Origin of the sequence: Rhodococcus sp. KBW08 (assembly GCF_003852455.1) — a bacterium.
Lineage (GTDB): Bacteria > Actinomycetota > Actinomycetes > Mycobacteriales > Mycobacteriaceae > Rhodococcus_F > Rhodococcus_F baikonurensis.
In genome coordinates this window covers 104,466-126,636 of sequence record NZ_QAJJ01000002.1, presented here as the reverse complement: position 1 = coordinate 126,636, position 22,171 = coordinate 104,466, and the positions used below count along the sequence as shown (strand labels likewise).

The 22,171-nt window shown below is 63.6% G+C and carries 20 protein-coding genes; 17 read left to right on the top strand and 3 right to left on the bottom strand.

What is annotated here, in order from left to right; all coding sequences use genetic code 11:
• Positions 1 to 71: 71 nt before the first annotated feature.
• Both DBV08_RS00900 and DBV08_RS00895 read left to right on the top strand, forming a co-directional pair.
• Complete coding sequence (locus tag DBV08_RS00900) at positions 72 to 698, top strand: TetR/AcrR family transcriptional regulator (protein ID WP_260395222.1); 627 nt, start codon at positions 72 to 74, stop codon at positions 696 to 698.
• Positions 699 to 940: 242 nt separating this feature from the next.
• Entirely contained in the window at positions 941 to 1,486 is a 546-nt protein-coding gene (locus DBV08_RS00895; RefSeq protein ID WP_003942671.1) for an alpha/beta fold hydrolase, read from the top strand.
• A 78-nt stretch (positions 1,487 to 1,564) separates the two neighbouring features.
• On the opposite strand, the gene mtr is transcribed toward DBV08_RS00895, so the two are convergent.
• Positions 1,565 to 2,941 carry a mycothione reductase gene (gene mtr, locus DBV08_RS00890; protein ID WP_020969385.1) on the bottom strand — a complete coding sequence of 459 codons (1,377 nt, stop codon included), beginning with the start codon at positions 2,939 to 2,941 and terminating at the stop codon, positions 1,565 to 1,567.
• Positions 2,938 to 3,987 carry an alpha/beta hydrolase gene (locus DBV08_RS00885; RefSeq protein WP_095970676.1) on the bottom strand — a complete coding sequence of 350 codons (1,050 nt, stop codon included), beginning with the start codon at positions 3,985 to 3,987 and terminating at the stop codon, positions 2,938 to 2,940. Before DBV08_RS00885 ends, mtr begins: the two co-directional genes overlap by 4 nt.
• A gap of 146 nt (positions 3,988 to 4,133) precedes the next feature.
• Here DBV08_RS00885 and mqo point away from each other — a divergent pair, with 146 nt between their 5' ends.
• From mqo to DBV08_RS00835, 10 genes are all read left to right on the top strand, one after another.
• A complete protein-coding gene (gene mqo / locus DBV08_RS00880) occupies positions 4,134 to 5,672 on the top strand; it encodes a malate dehydrogenase (quinone) (protein WP_003942820.1) in 1,539 nt (512 codons plus the stop codon).
• An 11-nt stretch (positions 5,673 to 5,683) separates the two neighbouring features.
• Complete coding sequence (locus DBV08_RS00875; protein WP_003942808.1) at positions 5,684 to 6,160, top strand: GNAT family N-acetyltransferase; 477 nt, start codon at positions 5,684 to 5,686, stop codon at positions 6,158 to 6,160.
• 224 nt (positions 6,161 to 6,384) lie between these two features.
• Positions 6,385 to 8,349, top strand: a complete 1,965-nt coding sequence (locus DBV08_RS00870) for a magnesium chelatase subunit D family protein (protein ID WP_260395221.1) — start codon at positions 6,385 to 6,387, stop codon at positions 8,347 to 8,349.
• Between the two features lie 21 nt (positions 8,350 to 8,370).
• The gene (gene cobO / locus DBV08_RS00865) at positions 8,371 to 8,985 is read left to right on the top strand and encodes a cob(I)yrinic acid a,c-diamide adenosyltransferase (protein WP_019748043.1); all 615 of its coding nucleotides are present in this window, start codon (positions 8,371 to 8,373) and stop codon (positions 8,983 to 8,985) included.
• Positions 8,979 to 10,355, top strand: a complete 1,377-nt coding sequence (locus DBV08_RS00860; RefSeq protein WP_124566262.1) for a cobyrinate a,c-diamide synthase — start codon at positions 8,979 to 8,981, stop codon at positions 10,353 to 10,355. Before cobO ends, DBV08_RS00860 begins: the two co-directional genes overlap by 7 nt.
• A complete protein-coding gene (locus tag DBV08_RS00855) occupies positions 10,339 to 10,752 on the top strand; it encodes a cobalamin biosynthesis protein (RefSeq protein WP_124566261.1) in 414 nt (137 codons plus the stop codon). Before DBV08_RS00860 ends, DBV08_RS00855 begins: the two co-directional genes overlap by 17 nt.
• Positions 10,749 to 11,975 (top strand): uroporphyrinogen-III C-methyltransferase, encoded by a 1,227-nt coding sequence (gene cobA, locus DBV08_RS00850; RefSeq protein WP_124566260.1) that lies wholly within the window; start codon positions 10,749 to 10,751, stop codon positions 11,973 to 11,975. Before DBV08_RS00855 ends, cobA begins: the two co-directional genes overlap by 4 nt.
• 59 nt (positions 11,976 to 12,034) lie before the next feature.
• The gene (locus DBV08_RS00845; RefSeq protein ID WP_042925809.1) at positions 12,035 to 13,501 is read left to right on the top strand and encodes an MFS transporter; all 1,467 of its coding nucleotides are present in this window, start codon (positions 12,035 to 12,037) and stop codon (positions 13,499 to 13,501) included.
• Between the two features lie 80 nt (positions 13,502 to 13,581).
• Positions 13,582 to 14,010 carry a CBS domain-containing protein gene (locus DBV08_RS00840; protein ID WP_124566259.1) on the top strand — a complete coding sequence of 143 codons (429 nt, stop codon included), beginning with the start codon at positions 13,582 to 13,584 and terminating at the stop codon, positions 14,008 to 14,010.
• Positions 14,011 to 14,045: 35 nt separating this feature from the next.
• Complete coding sequence (locus DBV08_RS00835) at positions 14,046 to 15,554, top strand: YdiU family protein (RefSeq protein WP_185564388.1); 1,509 nt, start codon at positions 14,046 to 14,048, stop codon at positions 15,552 to 15,554.
• 12 nt (positions 15,555 to 15,566) lie between these two features.
• On the opposite strand, the gene yaaA is transcribed toward DBV08_RS00835, so the two are convergent.
• Entirely contained in the window at positions 15,567 to 16,310 is a 744-nt protein-coding gene (gene yaaA / locus DBV08_RS00830; RefSeq protein WP_124566257.1) for a peroxide stress protein YaaA, read from the bottom strand.
• A gap of 55 nt (positions 16,311 to 16,365) precedes the next feature.
• Between yaaA and DBV08_RS00825 the strand changes: the two genes are divergently transcribed.
• From DBV08_RS00825 to DBV08_RS00805, 5 genes are all read left to right on the top strand, one after another.
• Positions 16,366 to 18,111 carry a proline--tRNA ligase gene (locus tag DBV08_RS00825; RefSeq protein ID WP_020969391.1) on the top strand — a complete coding sequence of 582 codons (1,746 nt, stop codon included), beginning with the start codon at positions 16,366 to 16,368 and terminating at the stop codon, positions 18,109 to 18,111.
• 79 nt (positions 18,112 to 18,190) lie between these two features.
• Positions 18,191 to 18,862, top strand: coding sequence for an O-methyltransferase (locus DBV08_RS00820; protein WP_124566256.1), 672 nt, complete (start codon positions 18,191 to 18,193; stop codon positions 18,860 to 18,862).
• A 22-nt stretch (positions 18,863 to 18,884) separates the two neighbouring features.
• Positions 18,885 to 19,544, top strand: coding sequence for a rhomboid-like protein (locus DBV08_RS00815; protein ID WP_070386971.1), 660 nt, complete (start codon positions 18,885 to 18,887; stop codon positions 19,542 to 19,544).
• Positions 19,545 to 19,602: 58 nt separating this feature from the next.
• Entirely contained in the window at positions 19,603 to 21,333 is a 1,731-nt protein-coding gene (locus tag DBV08_RS00810) for an acyl-CoA dehydrogenase family protein (protein WP_124566255.1), read from the top strand.
• Positions 21,330 to 22,109: a nuclear transport factor 2 family protein gene (locus DBV08_RS00805; RefSeq protein ID WP_124566254.1), complete on the top strand. Its 780-nt coding sequence runs from the start codon at positions 21,330 to 21,332 to the stop codon at positions 22,107 to 22,109. The genes DBV08_RS00810 and DBV08_RS00805 overlap by 4 nt, the downstream gene beginning before the upstream one ends.
• Positions 22,110 to 22,171: the final 62 nt, after the last annotated feature.

The following is a 22,171-nucleotide window of genomic DNA, read 5'->3' as shown; positions in this document are numbered from 1 at the left end:
CCATAATCTATTACGGAGCGCTACGCAACGTAATGGTTTTCGGCGAAACCGGTCGGGTACTGTCCGCAGTTGTGGACCAACGCAAGGATCGACGTATCGGCACCGTCGGAGTGGGGCGCCCTCGAGATCCGCAGGTGGACGACGCCATCCTCACCGCCGCCCGCGAGTTGCTGGCGGAGCACGGTTACCAGAAGACCACGATCACAGCCATCGCGCGAAGGGCCGAACTGGGCACTGCCGCAATTTATCGGCGCTGGGCGACCAAGGAATCCATCATCGAGGATGCGGTCTTCGGAATGCAGGATGCGGCGCTACCGGTGACCACGTCGAATTTGCGTGACGACATGCAGGCCTGGACGAGATGGTTCCTCGCGAGAGTTGCCGAACCGGCAACGCGCGCAGCGATTCCCGGCCTGCTGTCGGCCTACCATCAAGAAGACGGCGCCTACGAACAACTGGTTCGGAGATCGGAAGACCCGGCCCGGCTCGCACTCGCCGAGCGAGTGCGTGTCGAATTCCCCGAGCGTCCGGACGCAGAGATTCTGTCAACTGCCGATGTGGCTTTCGACATCCTCGTTGCAACCACCCTCGTCCGGGGCCTCACGAGCGGCCTCGCCGACGGTGACGCGTTTTGTACGCGCACCGCGGATGCTCTGGTTCTGCTTCTCACGGCCGCCGGTGCCGAGGCACGTCGATGACCAGCTGACCGAGGCGCTTCCTCCGGTCAGACGCTCGGTGCTTCGGCCCACCCCCACCCGAGCGAACGGTACATCGGTCGCCTCAGATGCGCCGAAAGCCACTTTCGCTCGGAAGGGAGGGGGTAACGAGGGGGTACAGAGCGAACAAATCGGGCTCGCAGCGGTGGTGTGAATGTATGAGTGGTCATACTTCTGTCGACTCCAGGGTCCTCCACAGTGTGGATCGCGTACCGTTTCCAGACATGGAATTGACTCGAGTAGCGGTGGGCAGTGGTTCGTGCACCGTTCGGATCGACGGGCCGGTCAGCAAGCATGCGGTACTCCTGCTCCCCGGCAAGGGCGACCCCGTCGACTTGTACGACGATGTGTGTGAGCGACTGCATCATTCGGATCTGCGGACCGTCGCGGTGGAATCGATCGAGAATCTCGACGAGACCTCGGCAGTGGTCCTGCTGGACGAGTTGAACATCGCCTGGGTGAATCTGGTCGGTCACCGGGAGGGCGCCGATCTCGCGTGGCTGTTGGCTGCACGTCAGTTCGGCCGCTTCGCGAGTTTGATCGCCGTGGACCGTGGTCACCCGTCGGCGAGCGATATTGCCGGCGTTCCGCCGGTCGAGGTTCCGACCACCGTCGTCGTGGGCAGTGGAGGTCGGGCCATCGCCGACGCCAGTGGTCGTTTCGTGTACTCCGACTTCCGCGTGACGGAACTTCCAGGTGTCGACGACGTCGTGAAGTCGGCACCGGCCGAACTCGCAACCGAGATCGTGCTGCGTACCAGCCCCTGGTGACACTCTGACCTACGGAAAGGCGGGCACTCCCACTACGCGGAGCGCCCGCCTTTTCGGCGTCATGCGGGTTGGTCGTGGTCAGATGTCGAGGCCGAGCAGCGCGTTCTCGACTACTTCGGCCAGGGCCGGGTGGATCCAGTACTGGCCGCGGGCCATGTCCTGAGCTGACAAACCGAAGCTCATCGCCTGGATGAGCGGCTGGATGACGGTCGGGGCCTGCGTACCCATGACGTGGGCGCCGAGGATGCGTCCGGTGCCGCGCTCGGCGATCACCTTGCAGATGCCCTCCTGATCTTCCATCGCCCAGCCGTACGCGACGTCGCCGTATGCCTGCACCTTGACCGTGATGTCGAGTCCGGCGTCGCGAGCCTGCTTCTCGGTCATTCCGACATCGGCGATCTGCGGGTCGGTGAACACTGCAGCGGGTACGAAGCGGTGATCGGTGCTGCGAAGCCCGGACGTGTCCTTCCAGGCGTCCTGGAGCAGGTTGTGCTGAACGACTCGCGCTTCGTGATTGGCGACGTGCTTGAGTTGGTACGGCGAGGAGACGTCACCGAGCGCGAAGACACCCTCGGCGGTGGTGCGTTGGTATTCGTCGACCACGATCGAGCCCTTGTCGTCGAGTTCGACTCCGGCCTTGTCGAGGCCGAGTAGATCGCCGTTGGGCTGCCGACCCACCGCGACGAGGAGGACGTCACCGGAAACGACTGTGCCGTTTGCCAGTTCGACGGCGATGTTGTCGCCGTCGCCGCGTACCGACGTGAGGGGGGAACCCAGATGGACGTCCCACTTCTGTTCGGCCAACTCGGTGAAGCGCTCGGATATCTCGTCGTCGAGGTGCCGTAGCAGTCGCTGGCTTCGACCGATGATCGACACGCGGGAACCCAACGCGGAGAACACGTGTGCGAATTCGGTGGCGATGAATCCGGAGCCTACGATCACGAGGTGTTCAGGGAGTTCCGGCAGTCGCATGATGTCTTCGTTGGTGTAGTACTTCACACCACTCGACGCGATCTCTTCCGGGATGATCGGACGTGAACCGGCTGCGATGACCACCTGGTCAGCGGTGATCGTCTCGCCGGTTCCGGTGTCGATCGTCTTGTCGCCGGTGAACGTGGCGTGGCCGCGATAGACGGTGGTGTTGGGGCTGTCTTCGCTGCGGTACCGCTCTCCACCTGCAGAAATGGGATCGATGCGGCCGAAGACGCGCTTGACGATGTCGGACCAACGGACGCCGTCGAGCGTGGCGTCGACGCCGTACTTCTCGGCAGTGGTGATGGTGCGTGCCACCTCGGCGGCGTAGACGAACATCTTGGTCGGAATGCACCCGACATTGAGGCACGTTCCGCCGAAGGTGCCCTCTTCGAGGATTGCGATCTTCTTGCCGTCGAACCGCTCGTCGGGCAGCGAGTTTCCGGATCCGCTGCCGATGATTGCAAGGTCGTAGTGCGTCACTGCGCGATCTCCTGTGTGTTGCTTGCTGTGCTTGCCGAACTCTCTACGGCCGGGGTGAGGTGGCCGTCGAGCCACTCCAACCACAGGTCGAGTTCGGAAAAGGCTGTGGCCAAGGGCTTCTCGGTGGAAAGGAACACGTCGTGGCGGGCGCCGTCGATCGGGACGATAGTGGTGCGATCGCCGAGGCACCCCGCCCAGCGTGCGATCTGTTTGACGTCGAGAACGGAATCGGCGAGGTCGACGCTCGGGTTGTACGCCTTCGCGAACTGCGACTTCTTCGAGCGCAGGATCAGCGCAGGCACTCCGATGTCGAGGCCGCGGTGAAGTTTCGCGTGACCCGCTCGAACCGCGCGCATCCACCCGAAGGTGACGGGGCAGCCGGCCAGTGGCTTCCAATCGAGGTTGTAATCCCAGACGCCGTTGGCCGAAACATGAAGACTGGAACCGTAAGTCGGTAGTCCCGTTCCCGGGATCACGGTCTTTGCCGACACTCGTCCGAGGGCGTCGATCGCTGTAGTGCCGACGTTGCGAACTACCGAAGGCCCCTGAAGGTCGAACCACGGGCTGTTGAGGACCAGCCCGCAGATTCCGGCTCCGGCGCTGCCACCGGGCTTGCGCTGCAAACGGTTCAGCCAGAGCGGAACGATCAGACCGCCGGTGGAGTGCGCCATGAGCAACACCTCGCTGCCCTCGGTCTCGCTGCGGACGATGCGCAGCGCTTCGTTCAGTTCGGCGTCGTAGAGCGCAAGGTCGGAGACGTAATGAGCTGTGTGCCCCGGCTTGAGGGAGCGCCCGCATTTACGCAGATCGAGTGCGAAGAACGCGTAACCCTGTTCGGCGAAATGCTCGGCCAGGTGCTTCTGGAAGAAGTAGTCGGTGAAGCCGTGCACGTACAAGACGGCACGACGTGTCTTCACCGCCTCCTTCTGCGGTTGGTAGCGGACCAGTGTTGCGTCCACCTCGCCTTCGCCGTCCGGATCCGTTCCGAGGGGGATCGTCAGCTGCTGATATCCGTCACCGAGGACGTCTGGAACCCAAGTAGTCACAAATCACAATCTAATCGTCGTTTCGGGTGCGCGTTGTAGAGCACAATTGGGGGTGGTGAACCGCGCGAGTACGCACGGGTAACCTATTCGGCGTAACACAGCAGGCGGATGCGCGCACGGCTAATGACAAGGAAGTCGATTCTCCAGTGTCGAATCAGAACGCGGTAGAGACGAAGACGGATGTAGTGCTCGTGGGCGCAGGCATCATGAGCGCCACGCTGGGCGCATTGCTGCGCCAGCTGCAGCCCGATTGGTCGATCTCGACCTTCGAGCGGCTCGATGCCGTCGCAGCCGAGAGCAGCGACCCCTGGAACAACGCGGGAACCGGTCACTCCGCCCTGTGTGAGCTCAATTACACCCCGGAGAACTCGGACGGCACGGTCGACATCAAGAAGGCCGTCAACGTCAACGAGCAGTTCCAGGTGTCCCGCCAGTTCTGGGCACACGCGGTCGAGCAGGGCGTCCTGACTCAGCCCAAGGAATTCATCAACCCCATCGCACACGTGAGCTTCGTTCACGGTGAGGCCAACGCCAAGTACTTGCGTGCTCGCTACGACGCACTTGCCGGCCACACGCTCTTCCGCGGCATGGAATACATCGACGATCCGGCCGAGTTCAGCAAGCGTTTGCCACTCATGGCCAAGGGACGCGACTTCTCGGATCCCATCGCCCTGAACTGGAGCCAAGACGGCACCGACGTCGATTTCGGAGCGCTCACCAAGCAGCTCATCGGCTACATCGGTAAGACCGGCGGCAAGATGTACTTCGGCCACGAGGTCACCAACCTGACCCAGAACTCGGACAAGTCCTGGACCGTCAAGGTCACCAACCGTCGTACCGGTGAAAAGCGCACCGTTCGCTCGCGCTTCGTGTTCGTCGGTGCCGGTGGCGGCGCCCTGCACCTGCTGCAGAAGTCGGGCATCAAGGAAGCCAAGGGCTTCGGCGGCTTCCCGGTCAGCGGCGCTTTCCTGCGCTGCACCAACCCCGAACTCATCGACCAGCACAGCGCCAAGGTCTACGGCAAGGCTGCTGTCGGCGCCCCGCCCATGTCGGTGCCTCACCTCGACACCCGTGTCATCGGCAACAAGCCGGGTCTGCTGTTCGGCCCGTACGCCGGTTGGTCGCCGAAGTTCCTCAAGCAGGGTCGCGTCACGGACCTGCCCGGCTCGGTCAAGCCGAACAACATCCTCTCGATGCTCGGCGTCGGTGTCAGCGAGCTCGGCCTGGTCAAGTACCTGGTGAGCGAGCTCGCCAAGAACGAAGCCGGTCGCATCTGGGATCTGCGTGAATTCGCGCCCAAGGCGCAGGCGCAGGACTGGGAACTCATCACCGCCGGCCAGCGTGTCCAGGTGATCCGCCGGGCCAAGGGCAAGGGTGGTGTTCTCGAATTCGGCACCGCGGTGGTCGCCGCTGAGGACGGTTCCATCGCCGGCCTGCTCGGTGCTTCGCCCGGTGCGTCGACGGCCGTTCCGGCGATGCTGGACGTGCTCGAGCGCTGCTTCCCGACCGAGTTCCAGGGTTGGAAGGGCAAGCTTCGCGAGATGGTTCCGTCCATCGGCGTCAAACTCACCGACAACGAAGGCCTGTTCAACCAGGTCTGGGATTGGTCCTCGAAGGTTCTCGAGCTCGATTCTGCCGGTGCTTCCGAATCGGCTCCGGTCGCGGATACCGCCGCGACTGTGTGATAGTCCAACCCATGACGGCAACAGCAGCTTTGAAGCGTTCATGGGCACTCGACCTCGACAACAAGACCTTCTACGAGTTGTTGAAGCTTCGAGTGGAGGTCTTTGTCGTCGAGCAGGCCTGCCCGTATCCCGAGTTGGACGGGCGGGACCTGCTGACGGAAACCCGCCACTTCTGGCTCGAGCAGGACGGCCAGGTGGTGTGCACACTCCGTTTGCTCGAAGAGCACGACGACGGAAACAAGAGTTTCCGAATCGGGCGTCTCTGCACGTCGCGTCAGGCTCGTGGACAGGGGCATACGACCCGCCTCCTGCAGGCTGCGCTGGCCGAGGTCGGCGAAGCGCCGTGTCGGATCAACGCGCAGACCTACCTGGTCGAGATGTACGCCAAGCACGGATTCAAGGCCGACGGTGAAGAGTTCATCGAAGACGGCATCCCGCACACTCCGATGCGTCGTGGTGGGGGAGAGCCTTTCGTGGCTGTCAGCTAGTTCGTCGGAGATTTGACCCTGGTCGGCTCATGGGAAAGTGAGCCGACTAGGGTTTTTTCGATACCGAATGCTCGCGGGGAAGTCCTGTTCGATCCAGGCGCGGTCCCGCCACTGTGAAAGATCTCTCCTCTACCGATTGACCGGGAGATCTCAGCCAGGTTGCCGCGACATTCGAGTGCAGCCAAATTCTCGGCGAGGAAACCGAGAGGTGGAGGGATATCGACGTGCGAAGTGAAGAAGATCGACCAGTGGCGGGCTTCCCGTTCAGTGCTGTGGTCGGCCAGGATCAATTGCGATTGGCGCTGATCCTGTGTGCGGTGCATCCGGGGATCGGTGGAGTCCTGGTCCGCGGTGAGAAGGGAACTGCCAAGTCGACGGTCGTGCGCGCGCTGACTGCGCTGCTGCCCGCGGTCGACGACGCCGGAACGATGCGACCGGCCCGCTTGGTGGAACTGCCCGTCGGCGCCACCGAAGACCGAGTGATCGGCTCGATCGACCTCGAGAAAGTTCTCCGTGACGGTGAGCGCGCTTTCCAACCGGGCCTGCTTGCCGCCGCTCACCAGGGTGTTCTGTACGTCGACGAGGTGAATCTGCTTCACGACCACCTGGTCGACGTGCTTCTCGACGCCGCGGCGATGGGCCGGGTCCACATCGAGCGTGACGGCATCTCCCATTCGCACCCGGCCAAGTTCGTACTCGTCGGCACGATGAATCCCGAAGAGGGAGAACTACGTCCGCAGTTGTTGGACCGATTCGGTCTGGCTGTCGACGTCGCAGCTTCCCGCGACGTCGACGTGCGCATGGAAGTGGTGCGTCGCCGCCTCGACTACGAGCGTGAACCCGAGGCATTTGTCGCTCGGTACGAATCAGCCGATGAGGAGTTGGCAGCCGAAATCCTCACGGCGCGTGAGAAACTGGACTCGGTCGAGCTGAGCAACCGCGAGCTGCGACGTATCGCCTCGCTGTGTGCGTCGTTCGACGTCGACGGAATGCGCGCCGACTTGGTGCTCGCGCGCACCGCGACCGCCCACGCCGCGTGGCGAGGCGACACTGAGGTCACTGCGGAGGACGTGCGAGTAGCGGCGGAACTGACGCTGCCGCATCGCCGCCGCCGCGATCCGTTCGACGAGCCCGGCTTGGATCAGCAGCAGTTGGACGATGCACTCGAGCAGGCCGATCAGGACGCCCAGTCTCAGGTCGAGGACGACGCGCGCGACGGAGAGCCCGAACCTCCCGAGAGTCCCGAAGACCGTGGCCCTGACGAAGACCGTGGCCCGGAAGATGGTGGCCCCGAAGACGGCGGTCCGGACGACGAGGGTCCGGACGACGACGGCCCGGAAGACCCTGACGGACCTGGTGGGGGAGTACGCGCCACCGATCGACCTTCGGCACCACCGGCCGGCGAGTTCAAGGCCAAGCTCCTCGAAGTTCCTGGTGTCGGCGAAGGTGCACCGGGACGCCGCTCGCGGTCGATGTCTTCCCGCGGACGGGTCGTGCGATCCACCCGGGAGCGTGGTCACGGGTTGCATCTGACGAGCACGGTCTTCGCCGCAGCCGAGTCCCAAGTTGCGCGCGGTCGTACTGCAGGACGCTTACGGCTGGCACCTGCCGATCTGCGTGGCGCGATTCGTGAAGGGCGAGAAGGCAATCTGATCGTCTTCGTTGTGGACGCCTCGGGGTCGATGGCGGCACGCGATCGGCTCTCAGCGGTCACCGGTGCGGTTGTGTCGCTGCTGCGCGACGCTTATCAGCGCCGCGACAAGGTCGCCGTCATCACGGTCCGTGGTCGCGAGGCCGAGCTCGTACTGCCGCCGACGTCGTCGGTGGACATCGCTGTTCGTCGTCTGCAGTCCATGCGTACCGGCGGCAAATCGCCACTCGCAGAGGGATTCCTGCGTGCCCGTGAGGTGGTTCTGCGTGAGCGCCTTCGTGATCCGCAGCGTCGAGCCCTCGTCGTCACGCTCACGGACGGCCGGGCTACCGGCGGCAAGGATGCGCTGCATCGCGCCCGCGTCGCCGCGCACCTTCTTGCCGACGCGTCTGTCGCGTCCATCGTCGTCGATTGCGAGACCGGCCTCGTGCGTCTGGGGTTGGCAGCCGAGTTGGCCCGAGAACTACGTGGCGGTTACGTCCGCCTTGCCGAATTGTCAGCGCAGCAGGTCGCGGGTGTCGTCCGCGCCGCAGCCTAGATCCCAGCTCAGGAGTTCACGATGCCTAAGGGTGTTCCCGAGACAGTTCCCGACGACGGTCTGACCACGCGTCAGCGTCGCAACGCACCGGTGCTCGCCGTACACACCGGCCCTGGAAAGGGCAAGTCCACTGCCGCTTTCGGCATGGCGCTGCGCGCCTGGAACCAGGGCTTCGACATCGGCGTCTTCCAATTCGTGAAGAGCGCCAAGTGGAAGGTCGGTGAGGAAGCCGCATTCCGCGCCCTCGGAAACCTGCATGACGAAACCGGTGTCGGTGGGCCGGTGCAGTGGCACAAGATGGGCGAGGGCTGGTCGTGGACACGCAAGGCCGGTAGCGAAGAAGACCATGCCGCTGCTGCCGCTGAGGGTTGGCAGGAGATCGCGAGAAGGCTTGCGGGCGAGGAACATCGATTCTATGTCCTCGACGAGTTCACCTACCCACTCAAGTGGGGTTGGGTCGACGTCGACGAGGTCGTGCAGACACTGCGCGATCGTCCGGGCAACCAGCATGTAGTCATCACGGGACGCGACGCCCCGCAGGCGCTGATCGACGCCGCCGACCTCGTGACCGAGATGACCAAGATCAAGCACCCCATGGATGCCGGCCGAAAGGGTCAACGGGGTATCGAATGGTGAGTTCTTCCACCCCGGCCGTGGTGATTGCCGCACCTGCCTCGGGTAGCGGAAAGACCACGGTGGCAACGGGATTGATCGGTGCGCTCCGGCGCTCGGGCAGCAGCGTCGCGCCTTTCAAAGTGGGGCCTGACTACATCGATCCCGGATATCACGGGCTCGCCGCGGGTCGACCTGGACGCAACCTCGACACTGTCCTGGTGGGTCCCGATCGCATCGGCCCGCTCTACCGGCACGGAACAGGCGGCTGCGACATCGCGGTGGTCGAAGGTGTCATGGGCTTGTTCGACGGCAAGATCGACGAGGCCAACTCGCAGCCGTCGGCCGAAGGATCGACGGCGCAGGTCGCATCAATCCTCGGTGCGCCGGTGGTTCTCGTCATCGACGCCCGTGGACACAGTCAGAGTCTGGCCGCCGTACTGCACGGCTTCGCGACGTACGACGCAGGTGTGCGCATCGGCGGCGTCATCCTCAACCGCGTCGGGAGCGCTCGTCACGAGCAGGTGTTACGTCATGCGTGCGACAAGGTCGGCGTCGCGGTGCTCGGAGTGGTACCGCGGTTGCCGGAACTCGAAGTTCCGTCTCGGCACCTCGGTCTGATTCCGGCGGCCGAGCACGGCGCGGCCGCCGTGGCCGCGGTGGACGCGATGTCCGACCTGATTGCCTCGCACGTCGATCTGGGTGCTGTTCGCGCGCTGGCCGCCTCGAACGTCAGCTCTGCTGCATGGGATCCGGTTGCCGAAATCGGCGGGCACGCCGAATCTCGGCCGGTGGTCGCCATGGCTGGTGGACCTGCCTTCACCTTCGGCTACGCCGAGCATCGGGAGCTGCTGACCGCTGCCGGCGCGGACGTGCAGGTGTTCGATCCGTTGCACGACGAGCTTCCCGCGGGAACTGCCGCTCTGGTCCTTCCCGGTGGCTTCCCGGAAGAACACGCGGTGGACCTTGCGGCCAATACCGTTCTGCTGCAGCAGGTTCGTGACCTGGCGGACGGCGGTGCACCGATCCATGCGGAATGTGCCGGACTGCTCTACCTCGCGCGCAGCCTGGACGGTCACAGCATGTCCGGTGTTGTCGGGGTGGACGCGACGTTCGGAAAACGCCTGACCCTCGGCTACCGCGAGGCAGTGGCGATCAGCGACTCCAGCCTCTTCGACGCGGGCTCCCGTGTCACCGGTCACGAGTTCCACCGAACGTCTCTCGTCTCGACAGACGCGGACGGTTGTGCCGGCGCGTGGGGATGGCGGCCGTGGGACGGCGGCAGTGTCCGCGAAGGATTTGTTCGCGGCGGCGTCCACGCGTCGTATCTGCACACTCATCCGGTGGGGCAGCCCCAATCGATCGCGAAGTTCGTCGATGCCGCTCGGGGATGACCTCTGTATAGGTGTTGGATTCACGACGAGTGCCACCGCGAAGGACATCGTCGCTGCGGTGAACGCCGTGCTGCGGGGGCAAGAGAGGATCGTGGTCCTCGCCACTGTGACCGGAAAGGCGGCGTCTTCGGCTCTGTTGGCAGCGGCCGATGAGCTGAACGTCCCGATTGCGAGTTTCGACTCGGACGTACTTGGGCGAGTTCGGGTTCCGTCACCGTCGACTCGCGTCGAACACGCGATCGGGACGGCAAGCGTCGCGGAAGCGGCGGCAATCCTCGCCTCCGGGGGTGGCCGGCTCGTAGTGACCAAGACTGCCAGGGATGGAGTGACCGTAGCCGCGGCCCGTAAAGTTCCCTCCAGCTTGAACAATTCTGACGACGAAACGGAGTGCGAGTGAGCGAGTCCACCGCAGACGAGACCAACTACTTGGTCGGCCTCAACCTGACCGATCGACGCGTGGTCGTGTTCGGTGGCGGCACTGTGGCTCAGCGCCGACTCGGACTGCTGGTCGCCTCCGGTGCCCGTGTTCACGTCATCAGCCGCGCATTCACCCCGGCGGTGGAAGGTATGGCCACGGCCGGACAGATCACTGTGGAAGAGCGTCCGTACGCCGACGGTGACCTCGAAGGTGCGTGGTACGCCATCGCCTCGACCGACGAGCCCGAAACCAATGCGGCGATTGTCGCCGAAGCGGAGCGTCGCCACATCTTCTGCGTGCGCGCCGACAACGCGAAGCACGGCACGGCGGTGACTCCCGCCAGCGCCGAGTACGACGGTATGAGCATCGGAATTCTGGCCGGCGGCGATCACCGTCGTTCGGCAGCCGTGCGCACCGCCGTCGTCGAAGGTCTTCAGTCGGGCGTCCTCGCCGATACGGCCGAGCCTGCTGCTGCGGGTGTTGCCCTCGTCGGTGGTGGCCCGGGTGACCCCGATCTGATCACCGTGCGAGGACGCCGGTTGCTCGCCCGGGCCGACGTCGTCGTGGCTGACCGATTGGCTCCACCGGAGTTGCTCGCCGAACTCGGTCCGGACGTCGAGGTGATCGACGCCGCGAAGATTCCGTACGGCCGTGCCATGGCTCAGGAGGCCATCAACGCCGCGCTGATCGACAACGCGAAGGCAGGCAAGTTCGTGGTCCGCCTCAAGGGCGGGGACCCGTACGTCTTCGGGCGGGGATACGAAGAACTCGAAGCGTGTGCCGCTGCCGGCGTACCGGTGACCGTAGTGCCCGGAATCACGAGCGCGATCTCGGTCCCGTCGGCCGCAGGCATCCCGGTCACCCACCGCGGCGTCACCCACGAGTTCGTCGTCGTCAGTGGGCACGTGGCTCCGGACCATCCGGATTCGCTTGTCGACTGGTCGGCGCTGGCCAAGTTGCGCGGCACGATCGTGCTGCTCATGGCGGTCGAGCGCATCGATCAATTCGCGAAGTCGCTCGTTGACGGTGGACGCCCGGCAACCACGCCCGTCACCGTGATCCAAGAGGGCACGTTGCGAACTCAGCGTGAACTTCGGGCCGATCTGGCGACCGTTGCTCAGCGCGTCAAGGACGAGGCGATCAAGCCTCCGGCGATCATCGTGATCGGGCCGGTCGCGGGCTTTTCTGTCGACGCTGGGTAACGTGAAGTCTTGTGTCTGATTCCCTGAGATCCGAAAACGCTGCTGGGTCCGAAAACACCATGACGAAGTACCCCGTGGCGACACGGGCATTCGGGCTGGCGATCATCGTCTTGAGCGGTATGCAGTTGATGATGGTGCTCGACGGGACGGTGGCGTCGTTGGCCTTGGCCCGGATCCAGGAGGATCTCGATCTCAGCGACTCCGGTCGGAACTGGGTCATCACTTCGTACGCACTGACCTTCGGTGGACTGATGCTTCTGGGCGGCCGGTTGGGTGACACCTTCGGGCGCAAGAAGGTGTTCCTCAGCGGAGTCATCTTGTTCACGCTCGCTTCGCTGGCATGTGGCTTGGCCACCAACGAAGCGATGCTGGTGGCGGCCAGATCTGTCCAAGGCGTCGGTGCAGCGATCGCCTCGCCTACGGCGTTGGCTCTTGTGGCGACGACGTTTGCTCCCGGCCCCGTCAGGAACCAGGCCATCGCGATCTTTGCAGCCATGACCGGAATCGGTTCGGTGACGGGTTTGATCATCGGCGGTGCACTCACCGAGGTGTCATGGCGGTGGATCTTTCTGATCAACGTCCCCATCGGACTGATGATCATCGGGTTTGCATTCAAGGCCCTGGTCGAGACTGGAGCCGAGCGACTGAAGTTGGATGTGCCAGGGGCAATTCTTGCCACAGTGGGCTGCACCGGAATCGTCTTCGGATTCACCGAAGGTCCCGAGATGGGTTGGACCAGTCCTGCGGTTTTGGGTGCTCTCGTCGGTGGAGTCGCGTTGTTCGTCGTCTTCCTCCTGGTAGAACGGCGCGCCGAGAATCCACTGTTGCCGTTCAGCCTCTTCAAGAACAAGAACCGTGTCTTCACGTTCATTTCGCTCGCGTTGATCGGCGCCGTGATGTTTTCGTTGGCGCCGTTCGTGGCGCTCTTCGTTCAGGACATCCTCGGATACAGCCCGCTCCACGCAGGTCTCGCCTTCGTGCCCTTTGCATTCGGGCTGGGAGCGGCAGCATTCGTCGCGTCCAAACTTGCAGTTCGCGTACAGGCACGATGGCTGATCGTGACGGGTTCGCTGCTGACGTTCGTGGGACTCTTGTACGGGTCGACCTTGGACGAGACGACCACCTACATGGGCAACTTGTTTGTCCTCGTCGTGGGAATCGGCTTCGGTGTGGGTTTGGCCGTCGTTCCGCTCCCGCTGTGCGCTATTGCTGGTGTCGGCCCACAGGACATCGGTCCGCTGACCGCAATTGCACAGGTTGCTCAGGTTCTTTTCGGTCCAGTAGGACTGGCGATAGTGGGCGCGATGGCGACGTCTCGAACCCTCTCGCTCGGCGGTGTGAGCGGGGTCGCTGCAGACATGACTCCCGCGCAGCTGTCAGCGCTGAGCGAGGGTTATGTCTTTGCGCTCTTCGGCTGCGCGATTTTCGCGGCGCTGGCTGCGATCTCCGCGCTGTTCATCAAATTCACTCCTGCCCAGGTAGCCCAGGCACAAGCGGCGGAGAAGGCAGCGCAGGGAATCGCCTGATCAGCCTTGTTTATCCGCTTCGCCAGCCGATACGATCGTTGCAGGACGTGCCGAGAGTCTCGACGGATCGGGGTGCCGTGATGCGGATCGCGGACATATTGCGAAACAAGGGCAACAGCATCGTCACCATTGACGCCCACACGACGGTCAACGGGTTGCTGTGCGATCTCGCCCGCCACAACATCGGGGCCATGGTCGTGGTCGACGATGACGCGGTGGTCGGGATCATCTCCGAACGCGATGTCGTTCGACGCCTGCACGATCGCGGCCCGGATCTCCTGGACATCCAGGTTTCCGAGGTCATGACCGCGCTGATGTACACGTGCGTTCCGGCAGATGCGGTGGACAGCATTGCCGCGATCATGACCGAGCGTCGTATCCGCCATCTGCCGGTCATCGAGGACGGCAGCCTTCTCGGCATCGTGAGTATCGGGGACGTGGTGAAGAGTCGCATCGACGAGCTCAAGAGTGAGCGCGATCAACTCGAGTCGTACATCGATCAGGGCTGATCGATAGGTCGTCTCACGGTGACTACTCTCGTGTGATGGCTGCAATCCAGGAATCCACAGCAGGCGCGGTCACCATCGTGGCCGGCCTCGAGAGCACTTTCGCCGACGAGCTGGGCGCTCTGACCGTGCCGTGGCAGGGTGCTGCCGCGCCTGACCCGCAGTTGCTCGTGGTGAACGAGCAACTGGCCGCGTCGTTGGGATTGGACGTGACGGTGCTGCGAAGTGCGGACGGGGTCGGCGTCCTGTCCGGGTCGACGGTGCCGGTCGGGGCCGCACCGGTGGCGATGGCGTATGCGGGCCATCAGTTCGGTGGATACGCACCAATACTCGGGGACGGTCGGGCGTTGTTACTCGGCGAACTCGTCACCAATGACGGGCAGCGAGTTGACTTGCATCTGAAGGGCTCCGGGCCCACGCCGTTCTCTCGGGGCGGCGACGGGTATGCAGTCGTAGGGCCGATGCTGCGCGAATATCTGGTCAGCGAGGCGATGTACGCCCTCGGCATCCCCACCACGCGCGCGCTGTCGGTGGTGGCGACGGGTCGCCACGTTCGCCGCAACGGCGCGGAACCCGGTGCTGTGCTTGCCCGGGTTGCGTCGAGCCATATTCGAGTGGGGACCTTCGAGTTCGCGGCCCGGCAGGGTGAAGTCCTGCAGTCGCTCGCCGACTTCGCGATCGCCCGCCATTACCCGGAGCTGAGCGAACTGCCGGCGACGGGTACACACAATCGGTACCTGAGGTTCTTCGAGGCGGTGGTCGAGGCGCAGGCGTCACTGGTGGCGAGGTGGATGCTCATCGGTTTCGTGCACGGGGTCATGAACACCGACAACACGACAATTTCGGGGGAGACCATCGACTACGGTCCGTGCGCCTTCCTCGACGCATTCGATCCGGCGGCAGTGTTCAGCTCGATCGACCACGGGGGGCGCTATGCATTCGGCAATCAGCCCGCCGTACTGAAGTGGAACCTGGCGCGCTTGGCAGAAACACTGTTGCCACTGATCGATTCCACACCCGACGAAGCAATTTCCGCGGCGTCAGCAGTTCTCGAGACCTTCGACGAGCGCTACGAGGGTCACTACGCGACCGGTCTCGCGGCAAAGCTCGGTCTGGCCCAGCCGTTTGTCGATCGGGCGCTCGTCGACGATCTGCTGACGTTGTTGGCGGAACACGGTGCTGATTGGACGGGCAGTTTCCGCGCTCTCGCCGACGAATTGCGCGGAAATTCGGTGCCTCTCGACAACCTCGTGCCACGGGAGCACATCGCGCCCTGGTTGCAGCGGTGGCAGGGAGCCCTGACCGAAAACGGACACGGGGCCGCGGAGACCGCGAGCGCGATGGATCGCGTCAACCCGCTGTACATTCCGCGTAATCATCGGCTCGATGCGGCCTTGCGCGCCGCGACCGACGGTGACCTCGCTCCCTTCGAGAAGCTGTTGGAAGTGGTCACGCACCCGTTCGGCCGACGCGACGAGTGGGCTGACTACACCGAGGCGGCTCCGCAGTCTTTCAGCGAAACATTCCAAACCTTCTGTGGCACTTGACAGACGATGCCATCAATCCGTCAGGATGATCAGTTCACGCTCCGACGCGATTTCCACCCGCAGGCCCGCCTTCGACGCCACCCGCGCAACCCCCTTGATATCGGTCGGTTCGGCACGCGAGACCACCAGCGCACGGGCGAGCAGACCCTTGTGGTGCTTGTTGAAGTGACTGACGACCGTCCGGGTGCCGTCCGGCTTTTCGGTGAGCACGGTGGCGATCAGTGCGTCCGGAACCGGTCCGAGGTCTTGGTAGGTACCCGATCGCAGATCGATCACCAGCCCGTCGGCTTCGGCGGCCAGCGCCTTCGGCAGTTCCGGCTTCCACAGTGAGCGGAGCGTGCCCATCCCCGGCAGCTTGGACCCGCCGGAAAGGCGGTAGGCGGGGATCAGATCTCCCGCGCGGACAGCACCGAAAAGAGCGGAACCGATCGCGATCCGATCGAGAGCCTTGGCCTTCTGGGCACGGGTGAACGACTTCGCGTCGAGGGCATCGAAGAGCACTCCGGTGTAGCGCTGCAGCGCGGGCCGTGTCGCGGACACCCACAGCTTGGCGTTGCGCTCCACTTCGTCTGCTTGCGTCGGACCAAGGCCGAGCGCTTCGCACGACGCGTCGACGTCAGCGGCCAGATCGACCAGCGCCTGAACGAGCAATTCGCGCGTTTCGGTCAACTGGGGCATCGACAGTTCGGCCAGATCGAGGGGCGCATCCTTGCCGCCGTCGGACTTGGTTTCTGAGGGAGGCAGCAGTACTAGCACGCTGTAACCGTACCGAGGCCCGCTCCGCCTACTGCGGCGACTATCCTTACACCTCGTGATTACCCGTCTGTCCCACCTGTTCCTGCGTACCCTGCGTGACGATCCCTCGGACGCCGAAGTTGCCAGCCACAAACTGCTGGTTCGTGCCGGCTACGTGCGTCGTATCGCGCCAGGCGTCTACTCGTGGTTGCCGCTGGGATTGCGGGTGCTGCGCGAGGTAGAGCGTGTCGTTCGCGAAGAGATGAATGCCATTGGCGGGCAGGAAATCCTGCTGCCTGCTCTGCTCCCGCGCGATCCCTACGAGGCGTCGAACCGCTGGACCGAGTACGGCCCCAACCTGTTCCGCCTCAAGGACCGCAAGGGCAACGACTACATGCTCGGCCCGACGCACGAGGAGCTCTTTGCTCTGACGGTCAAGGGCGAGTACAACTCCTACAAGGACTTCCCGGTCACCCTGTACCAGGTGCAGACCAAGTACCGCGACGAAGAACGTCCGCGTGCGGGCATTCTGCGCGGTCGCGAGTTCCTCATGAAGGATTCCTACTCCTTCGACCTCAGCGACGAAGGCCTGACGGAGTCGTACCAGGCGCACCGCGGCGCCTACGAGAAGATCTTCACGCGTCTGGGTGTCAAATACGTCATCGTCTCGGCCACCTCCGGTGCGATGGGCGGTAGCGCTTCCGAAGAGTTCCTCGCCGAGAGCGAGATCGGCGAAGACACCTACGTCCGCTGCCTCGAGTCGGGCTACGCCGCCAACGTCGAGGCCGTCAAGACGGTTGTTCCGGACTCGATTCCGTTCGACGGACTGCCCGAAGCCAAGGTGTACGACACCGCGAACACACCCACCATCGACACTCTCGTGGACTGGGCGAACGGTGCCGACCTCGGCCGCACGATCACCGCCGCCGACACTCTCAAGAACATCATGGTCAAGACCCGCCTACCCGGCGGCGAGTGGGAACTGCTCGGTATCGGCATCCCCGGCGACCGTGAGGTCGACGAAAAGCGCCTCGAAGCTTCGCTGGAGCCGGCCGAGTTCGTGATGATCACCGAGACCGACTTCAAGAACAACCCGTTCCTGGCCAAGGGCTACATCGGCCCGAAGGCACTGCAGGCCAACGGCGTTCGTTACCTCGTCGATCCGCGCGTCGTCGACGGCACGAGCTGGATCACGGGCGCCGACGAAGACGGCAAGCACGTGGTCGGCCTCGTTGCCGGTCGCGACTTCACCCCCGACGGAACCATCGAAGCTGCCGAAGTCCGCGACGGCGACGCCTCTCCGGACGGAGCCGGCACGCTGGTCTCGGCTCGCGGTATCGAGATCGGGCACGTCTTCCAGCTCGGCCGTAAGTACACCGACGTCTTCACCGTCGACGTTCTCGCCGAGAACGGCAAGCCCGTCCGTCCGACCATGGGTTCGTACGGCGTGGGCGTCTCGCGCCTGGTGGCCGTCATCGCCGAGCAGCATCACGACGAGAAGGGCCTGCGCTGGCCGGCCGAGGTTTCACCGGCCGACGTCTACCTCGTCATCGCGAACAAGGACGAGACCGCTCGTGAAGGTGCAGAAGGCCTCGCCGCGCAGCTCGACCGCGCCGGACTCGAAGTGATCCTCGACGACCGCAAGGCATCGCCGGGCGTGAAGTTCAAGGACTCCGAGCTGATCGGCGTTCCACTGATCGTTGTCGTCGGCCGTGGTTGGGCAGACGGCAAGGTCGAAATTCGCGACCGCTTCACTGGCGAGAGCCGTGAGATCGACGCAGACTCGGCGATCGAGGAGATCATCAGCGCAGTTCGCGGCTGATTCGAATAGTCGTCAGGGCCGCCGCAGCCACCTTCCGAGGTGTCTGCGGCGGCCCTTCTTTTCTGCCACAATCGTGGCTATGGAACGCGAACCGGATTGGGCAGAAGTCGACGGCTATCTCGTTTCCACGTTGGTAGGTGAAGATCCGGTTCTCGACGCGGCACTCGCAGCCAACTCCGAGGCCGGTCTCCCGCCCATCGACGTGGCGCCGAACCAGGGCAAGCTCCTCAATCTTCTGGCGCGAATGTGCCTGGCGCGCAATGTTCTCGAGATCGGAACGCTCGGCGGATACAGCACGATCTGGCTCGCTCGCGCGGTCGGCCCCTCGGGCCAGGTCATCACGCTGGAATTCGATCCCACCCATGCGGATGTCGCTCGGGCGAATATCGAGCGCGCCGGCTTGGCTGACCGTGTCGACATCCGCGTCGGGGCGGCACTCGACAGTCTTCCGTCGATCGCGAAGGAAGAGTTGGGTCCTTTCGACTTGGTCTTCATCGACGCCGACAAGGAGAACAACACCGAGTACGTGCGGTGGGCGCTTGCCCTCTCGCATCCCGGAACCGTCGTCATCGTGGACAACGTCGTGCGTGGGGGACATGTGTCCAACCCGGACATCGACGACGAGCGCGTCAAGGCGAGTCGAGCCGTGTTGGAGATGATCGCGGCCGAGCCGAAACTCGACGGCACCGCCATCCAAACCGTGGGTTCGAAGGGGTGGGACGGGTTTGCCGTTGCAGTAGTGAACGAGTGAGCGCAGACTCGAAGCGGTGAGGATGCTGGGGGCAGCGAAGGCGGCATGGCGATGGGTGCGCAGTGCTCCCGGTACATACGTCTGGTTGCTTGCCCTGCTGTTCACCACACTGTTCCTGCGGCATCTGCCTGACAATGTCGAGGAGCGTTTTCTCGGCAAGCGCTCGACCAATCTGCATCACCTGGCCGAAGACCCGCTACGAGTCCTGTTCTCGAGTGCCTTCTGGCTCGAAGGTGGCGGTTGGCTGGGATACCTGGTTCTCTTCACCATCTTTCATGCAACGGCTGAGCGTTGGCTCGGGACGTGGCGGTGGCTGTGTGTTGTCGTCATCGCCCACGTCGGAGCCACGTACATCAGCGAAGGTGTTCTGTACGAAGGTATTCGGCACGGATACGTGGCGGAGTCGGCGGTCAACACTCTCGACGTGGGAGTGAGCTACGGGCTGGCCGGCATCATGGGGATTCTGGTGTACCGCATCGTCGATCCGTGGCGATACGTCTATCTCGCGGGGCTGTTGGTCTTCTACGGTGTACCTCTGATTTTCGCCACCAATTTCACCGCCATCGGCCACATGTCTGCGTTGTTGCTGGGATTGGCGTGCTATCCGATCACGCGTGCTCGGGCGGGCACGTGGAATCCGATGGACCTGTGGCATTCGCGAAGAATCGCAGGTCTTCCATGAATCGCACCGCGGAAAGTTACCCGCTGGTAGTTTAGCGTCATCGACGAAAGGTAATGACGTGTCTGGCACCGATGGATTGCTCTTCAACCCCCATACTTACGACCCCGCTCAGTTCGATCCTGAGACCCGCCGTTTGCTGCGAGCCACCATCGAATGGTTCGAGAACCGCGGCAAGGAGCAACTGCTTCAGGACGACCTCGACGCAGTGTGGGTTTCCGACTTTCTCGAGTTCGTCGGCAAGGAGAAGTTGTTCGCCACGTTCCAGACTCCGGCGGCGTTCGCCGACGGTGACGAGAACCGTCGTTGGGACGGTGCCCGCAACGCAGCTCTGAGTGAGATCTTCGGTTTTTACGGGCTGGCGTACTGGTACGCGTGGCAGGTCACGATCCTCGGACTCGGACCGATCTGGATGAGTGACAACGACGCAGCGAAGAAGCGTGCAGCACAGGAACTCGCCGATGGTGGAGTCATGGCGTTCGGACTGTCCGAGCGCGACCACGGCGCCGACGTGTACTCCACCGACATGCTTCTCACTCCCGCCGACGGTGATGTCGCCTTCCGTGCGAGCGGCGAGAAGTACTACATCGGGAACGGCAACGTAGCCGGGATGGTGTCGGTGTTCGGGCGTCGTACCGACGTCGAGGGTCCCGAAGGCTACGTGTTCTTCGTCGCCGACAGCGCACATCCGAATTATCAACTCGTGGACAACGTCCTGCGCGGCCAGATGTACGTCAGCAATTTCCGCCTCGACGACTATCCGGTCCGTGAGGAAGACATTCTGCACACCGGCGTCGCCGCATTCGAGGCCGCGCTCAACACGGTCAACGTCGGAAAGTTCAACCTCTGCACCGGCTCCATCGGGATCACCGAACATGCGTTCTTCGAGGCAATCACTCACGCGCAGAATCGAATTCTCTACGGCAATCCGGTCACGGACTTCGCCCACGTTCGCGCCGCATTCGTCGACGCGTACTCACGTCTGATCGCGATGAAACAGTTCAGTGCCCGGGCGGTCGACTACTTCCGCAGCGCCAGCCTCGAAGATCGTCGCTATCTGCTGTTCAACCCCATGACCAAGGCCAAGGTCACCTCGGAAGGTGAGAAGGTCGTCGGGTTGCTGCACGACGTGATCGCAGCCAAGGGCTACGAGAAGTCCACGTACTTCCGTGAGGCAGCGCAGATGATCGGCACGCTGCCCAAACTCGAGGGCACCGTCCACGTCAACGTCGGCCTGATCCTCAAGTTCTTGCCGAACTATCTTTTCAATTCGGCGCAGTTCCCGGAGATCGTTACTCGTGACGACGCCGCCGATGACGAGTTCTTCTGGAACCAGGGGCCTACCCGCGGCGCTGCGAAGATTCAGTTCCACGAGTGGAAGCCCGTCTACGAGAAGCACTCGTCGATTCCGAACGTCGCTCGTTTCTACGAGCAGGCGATCGCGCTCACCGAATTGCTCACTGCGGCAGCGCCGGACGCGCAGCAGCAAAAGGATCTCGACTTCATGCTCAACGTGGGGCACCTGTTCTCCCTCGTTGTCTACGGCCATCTGATTCTCGAGCAGGCCGAGATCAGCGGGCTCGACGCCGACGTCGTCGATCAGATCTTCGACTTCCAGATCCGCGACTTCTCGGGATACGCGATCGCACTGCACGGAAAGCCGTCGTCGACGCCGGAGCAGCAGAAGTGGGCCTTGGCCGCGGTGCGGAAGCCTGTCGTCGACAGTGAACGCTTCGACCGGGTGTGGCAGCAGGTCAAGGCGTACGACGGTGCATACGAGATGCGCGCATGACGGCCCCGGTGACGCGCGAGCAGTTGATGGCCCTCGTGGAGGGATCCCCGAAAGCCGTCGGCGCGCATGACCGCTCGACCTGGGTTGCCCTGTTTGCCGAGGAGGGCCAGATCAACGACCCGGTAGGTTCACGTCCGCACAACGGGCAGGCGGCGATCGAGAGTTTTTACGACACGTTCATCGCCCCCAATTCGATCACCTTCCATGTCGAGCGAGACATCGTGTGCGGCCGCACGGTGTGGCGTGATTTGAGCCTCGCTACCGAGATGTCGACTGGAGTCGTCCTCGACGTGCCGATGCATTTGCGCTACGACTTGGTGGGGGAGCCGGATTCGTTGCGGATCGGAACCCTCTATGCGCATTGGGAATTGGCGACGATGCTGAGCCAGCTCGCTACCGCCGGCGTTGCCGGGGTGAAGGCGGCCGCGAAATTGACTCCGCAGTTGCTCTCGAACCAGGGGATCGGGGGAGCGCTCGGATTCTCGCGCGGCATCTTCGGCGTCGGAGACAAAGGCAAGAAGGCAGCTTCGCGGTTCCTCGAGGCGGCCGCTGTCGGTCGAACGCCGCCGGTGCCCGTCGAGCTTCCGGCGGGCACGCCGTTGTCCAATGCTGATGTCAACGCTCTGCTCACCGGCGTGACGAAGAGCAAGATGCTGGTTGCCGGTCGCACTGTGACGGCGAGCGTAGTCGTGTGCGGAGAACCGGCCATCGCACTGTTCGGCTTCGAGGCGAGCGGTCATCGCCTCAATCGGGTGCGCTTCTTCACCGAAAGCTGATACCGAGAACACTCGAATGCAGGTCAGGCTCGGCGCGCCACTCCGGCGCGCCGAGCCTTCGC

What these genes read in the sequence shown, in the direction of transcription:
- DBV08_RS00895 (WP_003942671.1), top strand. Translation starts at nt 941, where the DNA reads ATGGAATTGACTCGAGTAGCGGTGGGCAGTGGTTCGTGCACCGTTCGG.
- DBV08_RS00875 (WP_003942808.1), top strand. Translation starts at nt 5,684, where the DNA reads ATGACGGCAACAGCAGCTTTGAAGCGTTCATGGGCACTCGACCTCGAC.
- cobO (WP_019748043.1), top strand. Translation starts at nt 8,371, where the DNA reads ATGCCTAAGGGTGTTCCCGAGACAGTTCCCGACGACGGTCTGACCACG.
- DBV08_RS00860 (WP_124566262.1), top strand. Translation starts at nt 8,979, where the DNA reads ATGGTGAGTTCTTCCACCCCGGCCGTGGTGATTGCCGCACCTGCCTCG.
- DBV08_RS00855 (WP_124566261.1), top strand. Translation starts at nt 10,339, where the DNA reads ATGCCGCTCGGGGATGACCTCTGTATAGGTGTTGGATTCACGACGAGT.
- DBV08_RS00845 (WP_042925809.1), top strand. Translation starts at nt 12,035, where the DNA reads ATGACGAAGTACCCCGTGGCGACACGGGCATTCGGGCTGGCGATCATC.
- DBV08_RS00840 (WP_124566259.1), top strand. Translation starts at nt 13,582, where the DNA reads ATGCGGATCGCGGACATATTGCGAAACAAGGGCAACAGCATCGTCACC.
- DBV08_RS00835 (WP_185564388.1), top strand. Translation starts at nt 14,046, where the DNA reads ATGGCTGCAATCCAGGAATCCACAGCAGGCGCGGTCACCATCGTGGCC.
- DBV08_RS00820 (WP_124566256.1), top strand. Translation starts at nt 18,191, where the DNA reads ATGGAACGCGAACCGGATTGGGCAGAAGTCGACGGCTATCTCGTTTCC.
- DBV08_RS00815 (WP_070386971.1), top strand. Translation starts at nt 18,885, where the DNA reads ATGCTGGGGGCAGCGAAGGCGGCATGGCGATGGGTGCGCAGTGCTCCC.
- DBV08_RS00805 (WP_124566254.1), top strand. Translation starts at nt 21,330, where the DNA reads ATGACGGCCCCGGTGACGCGCGAGCAGTTGATGGCCCTCGTGGAGGGA.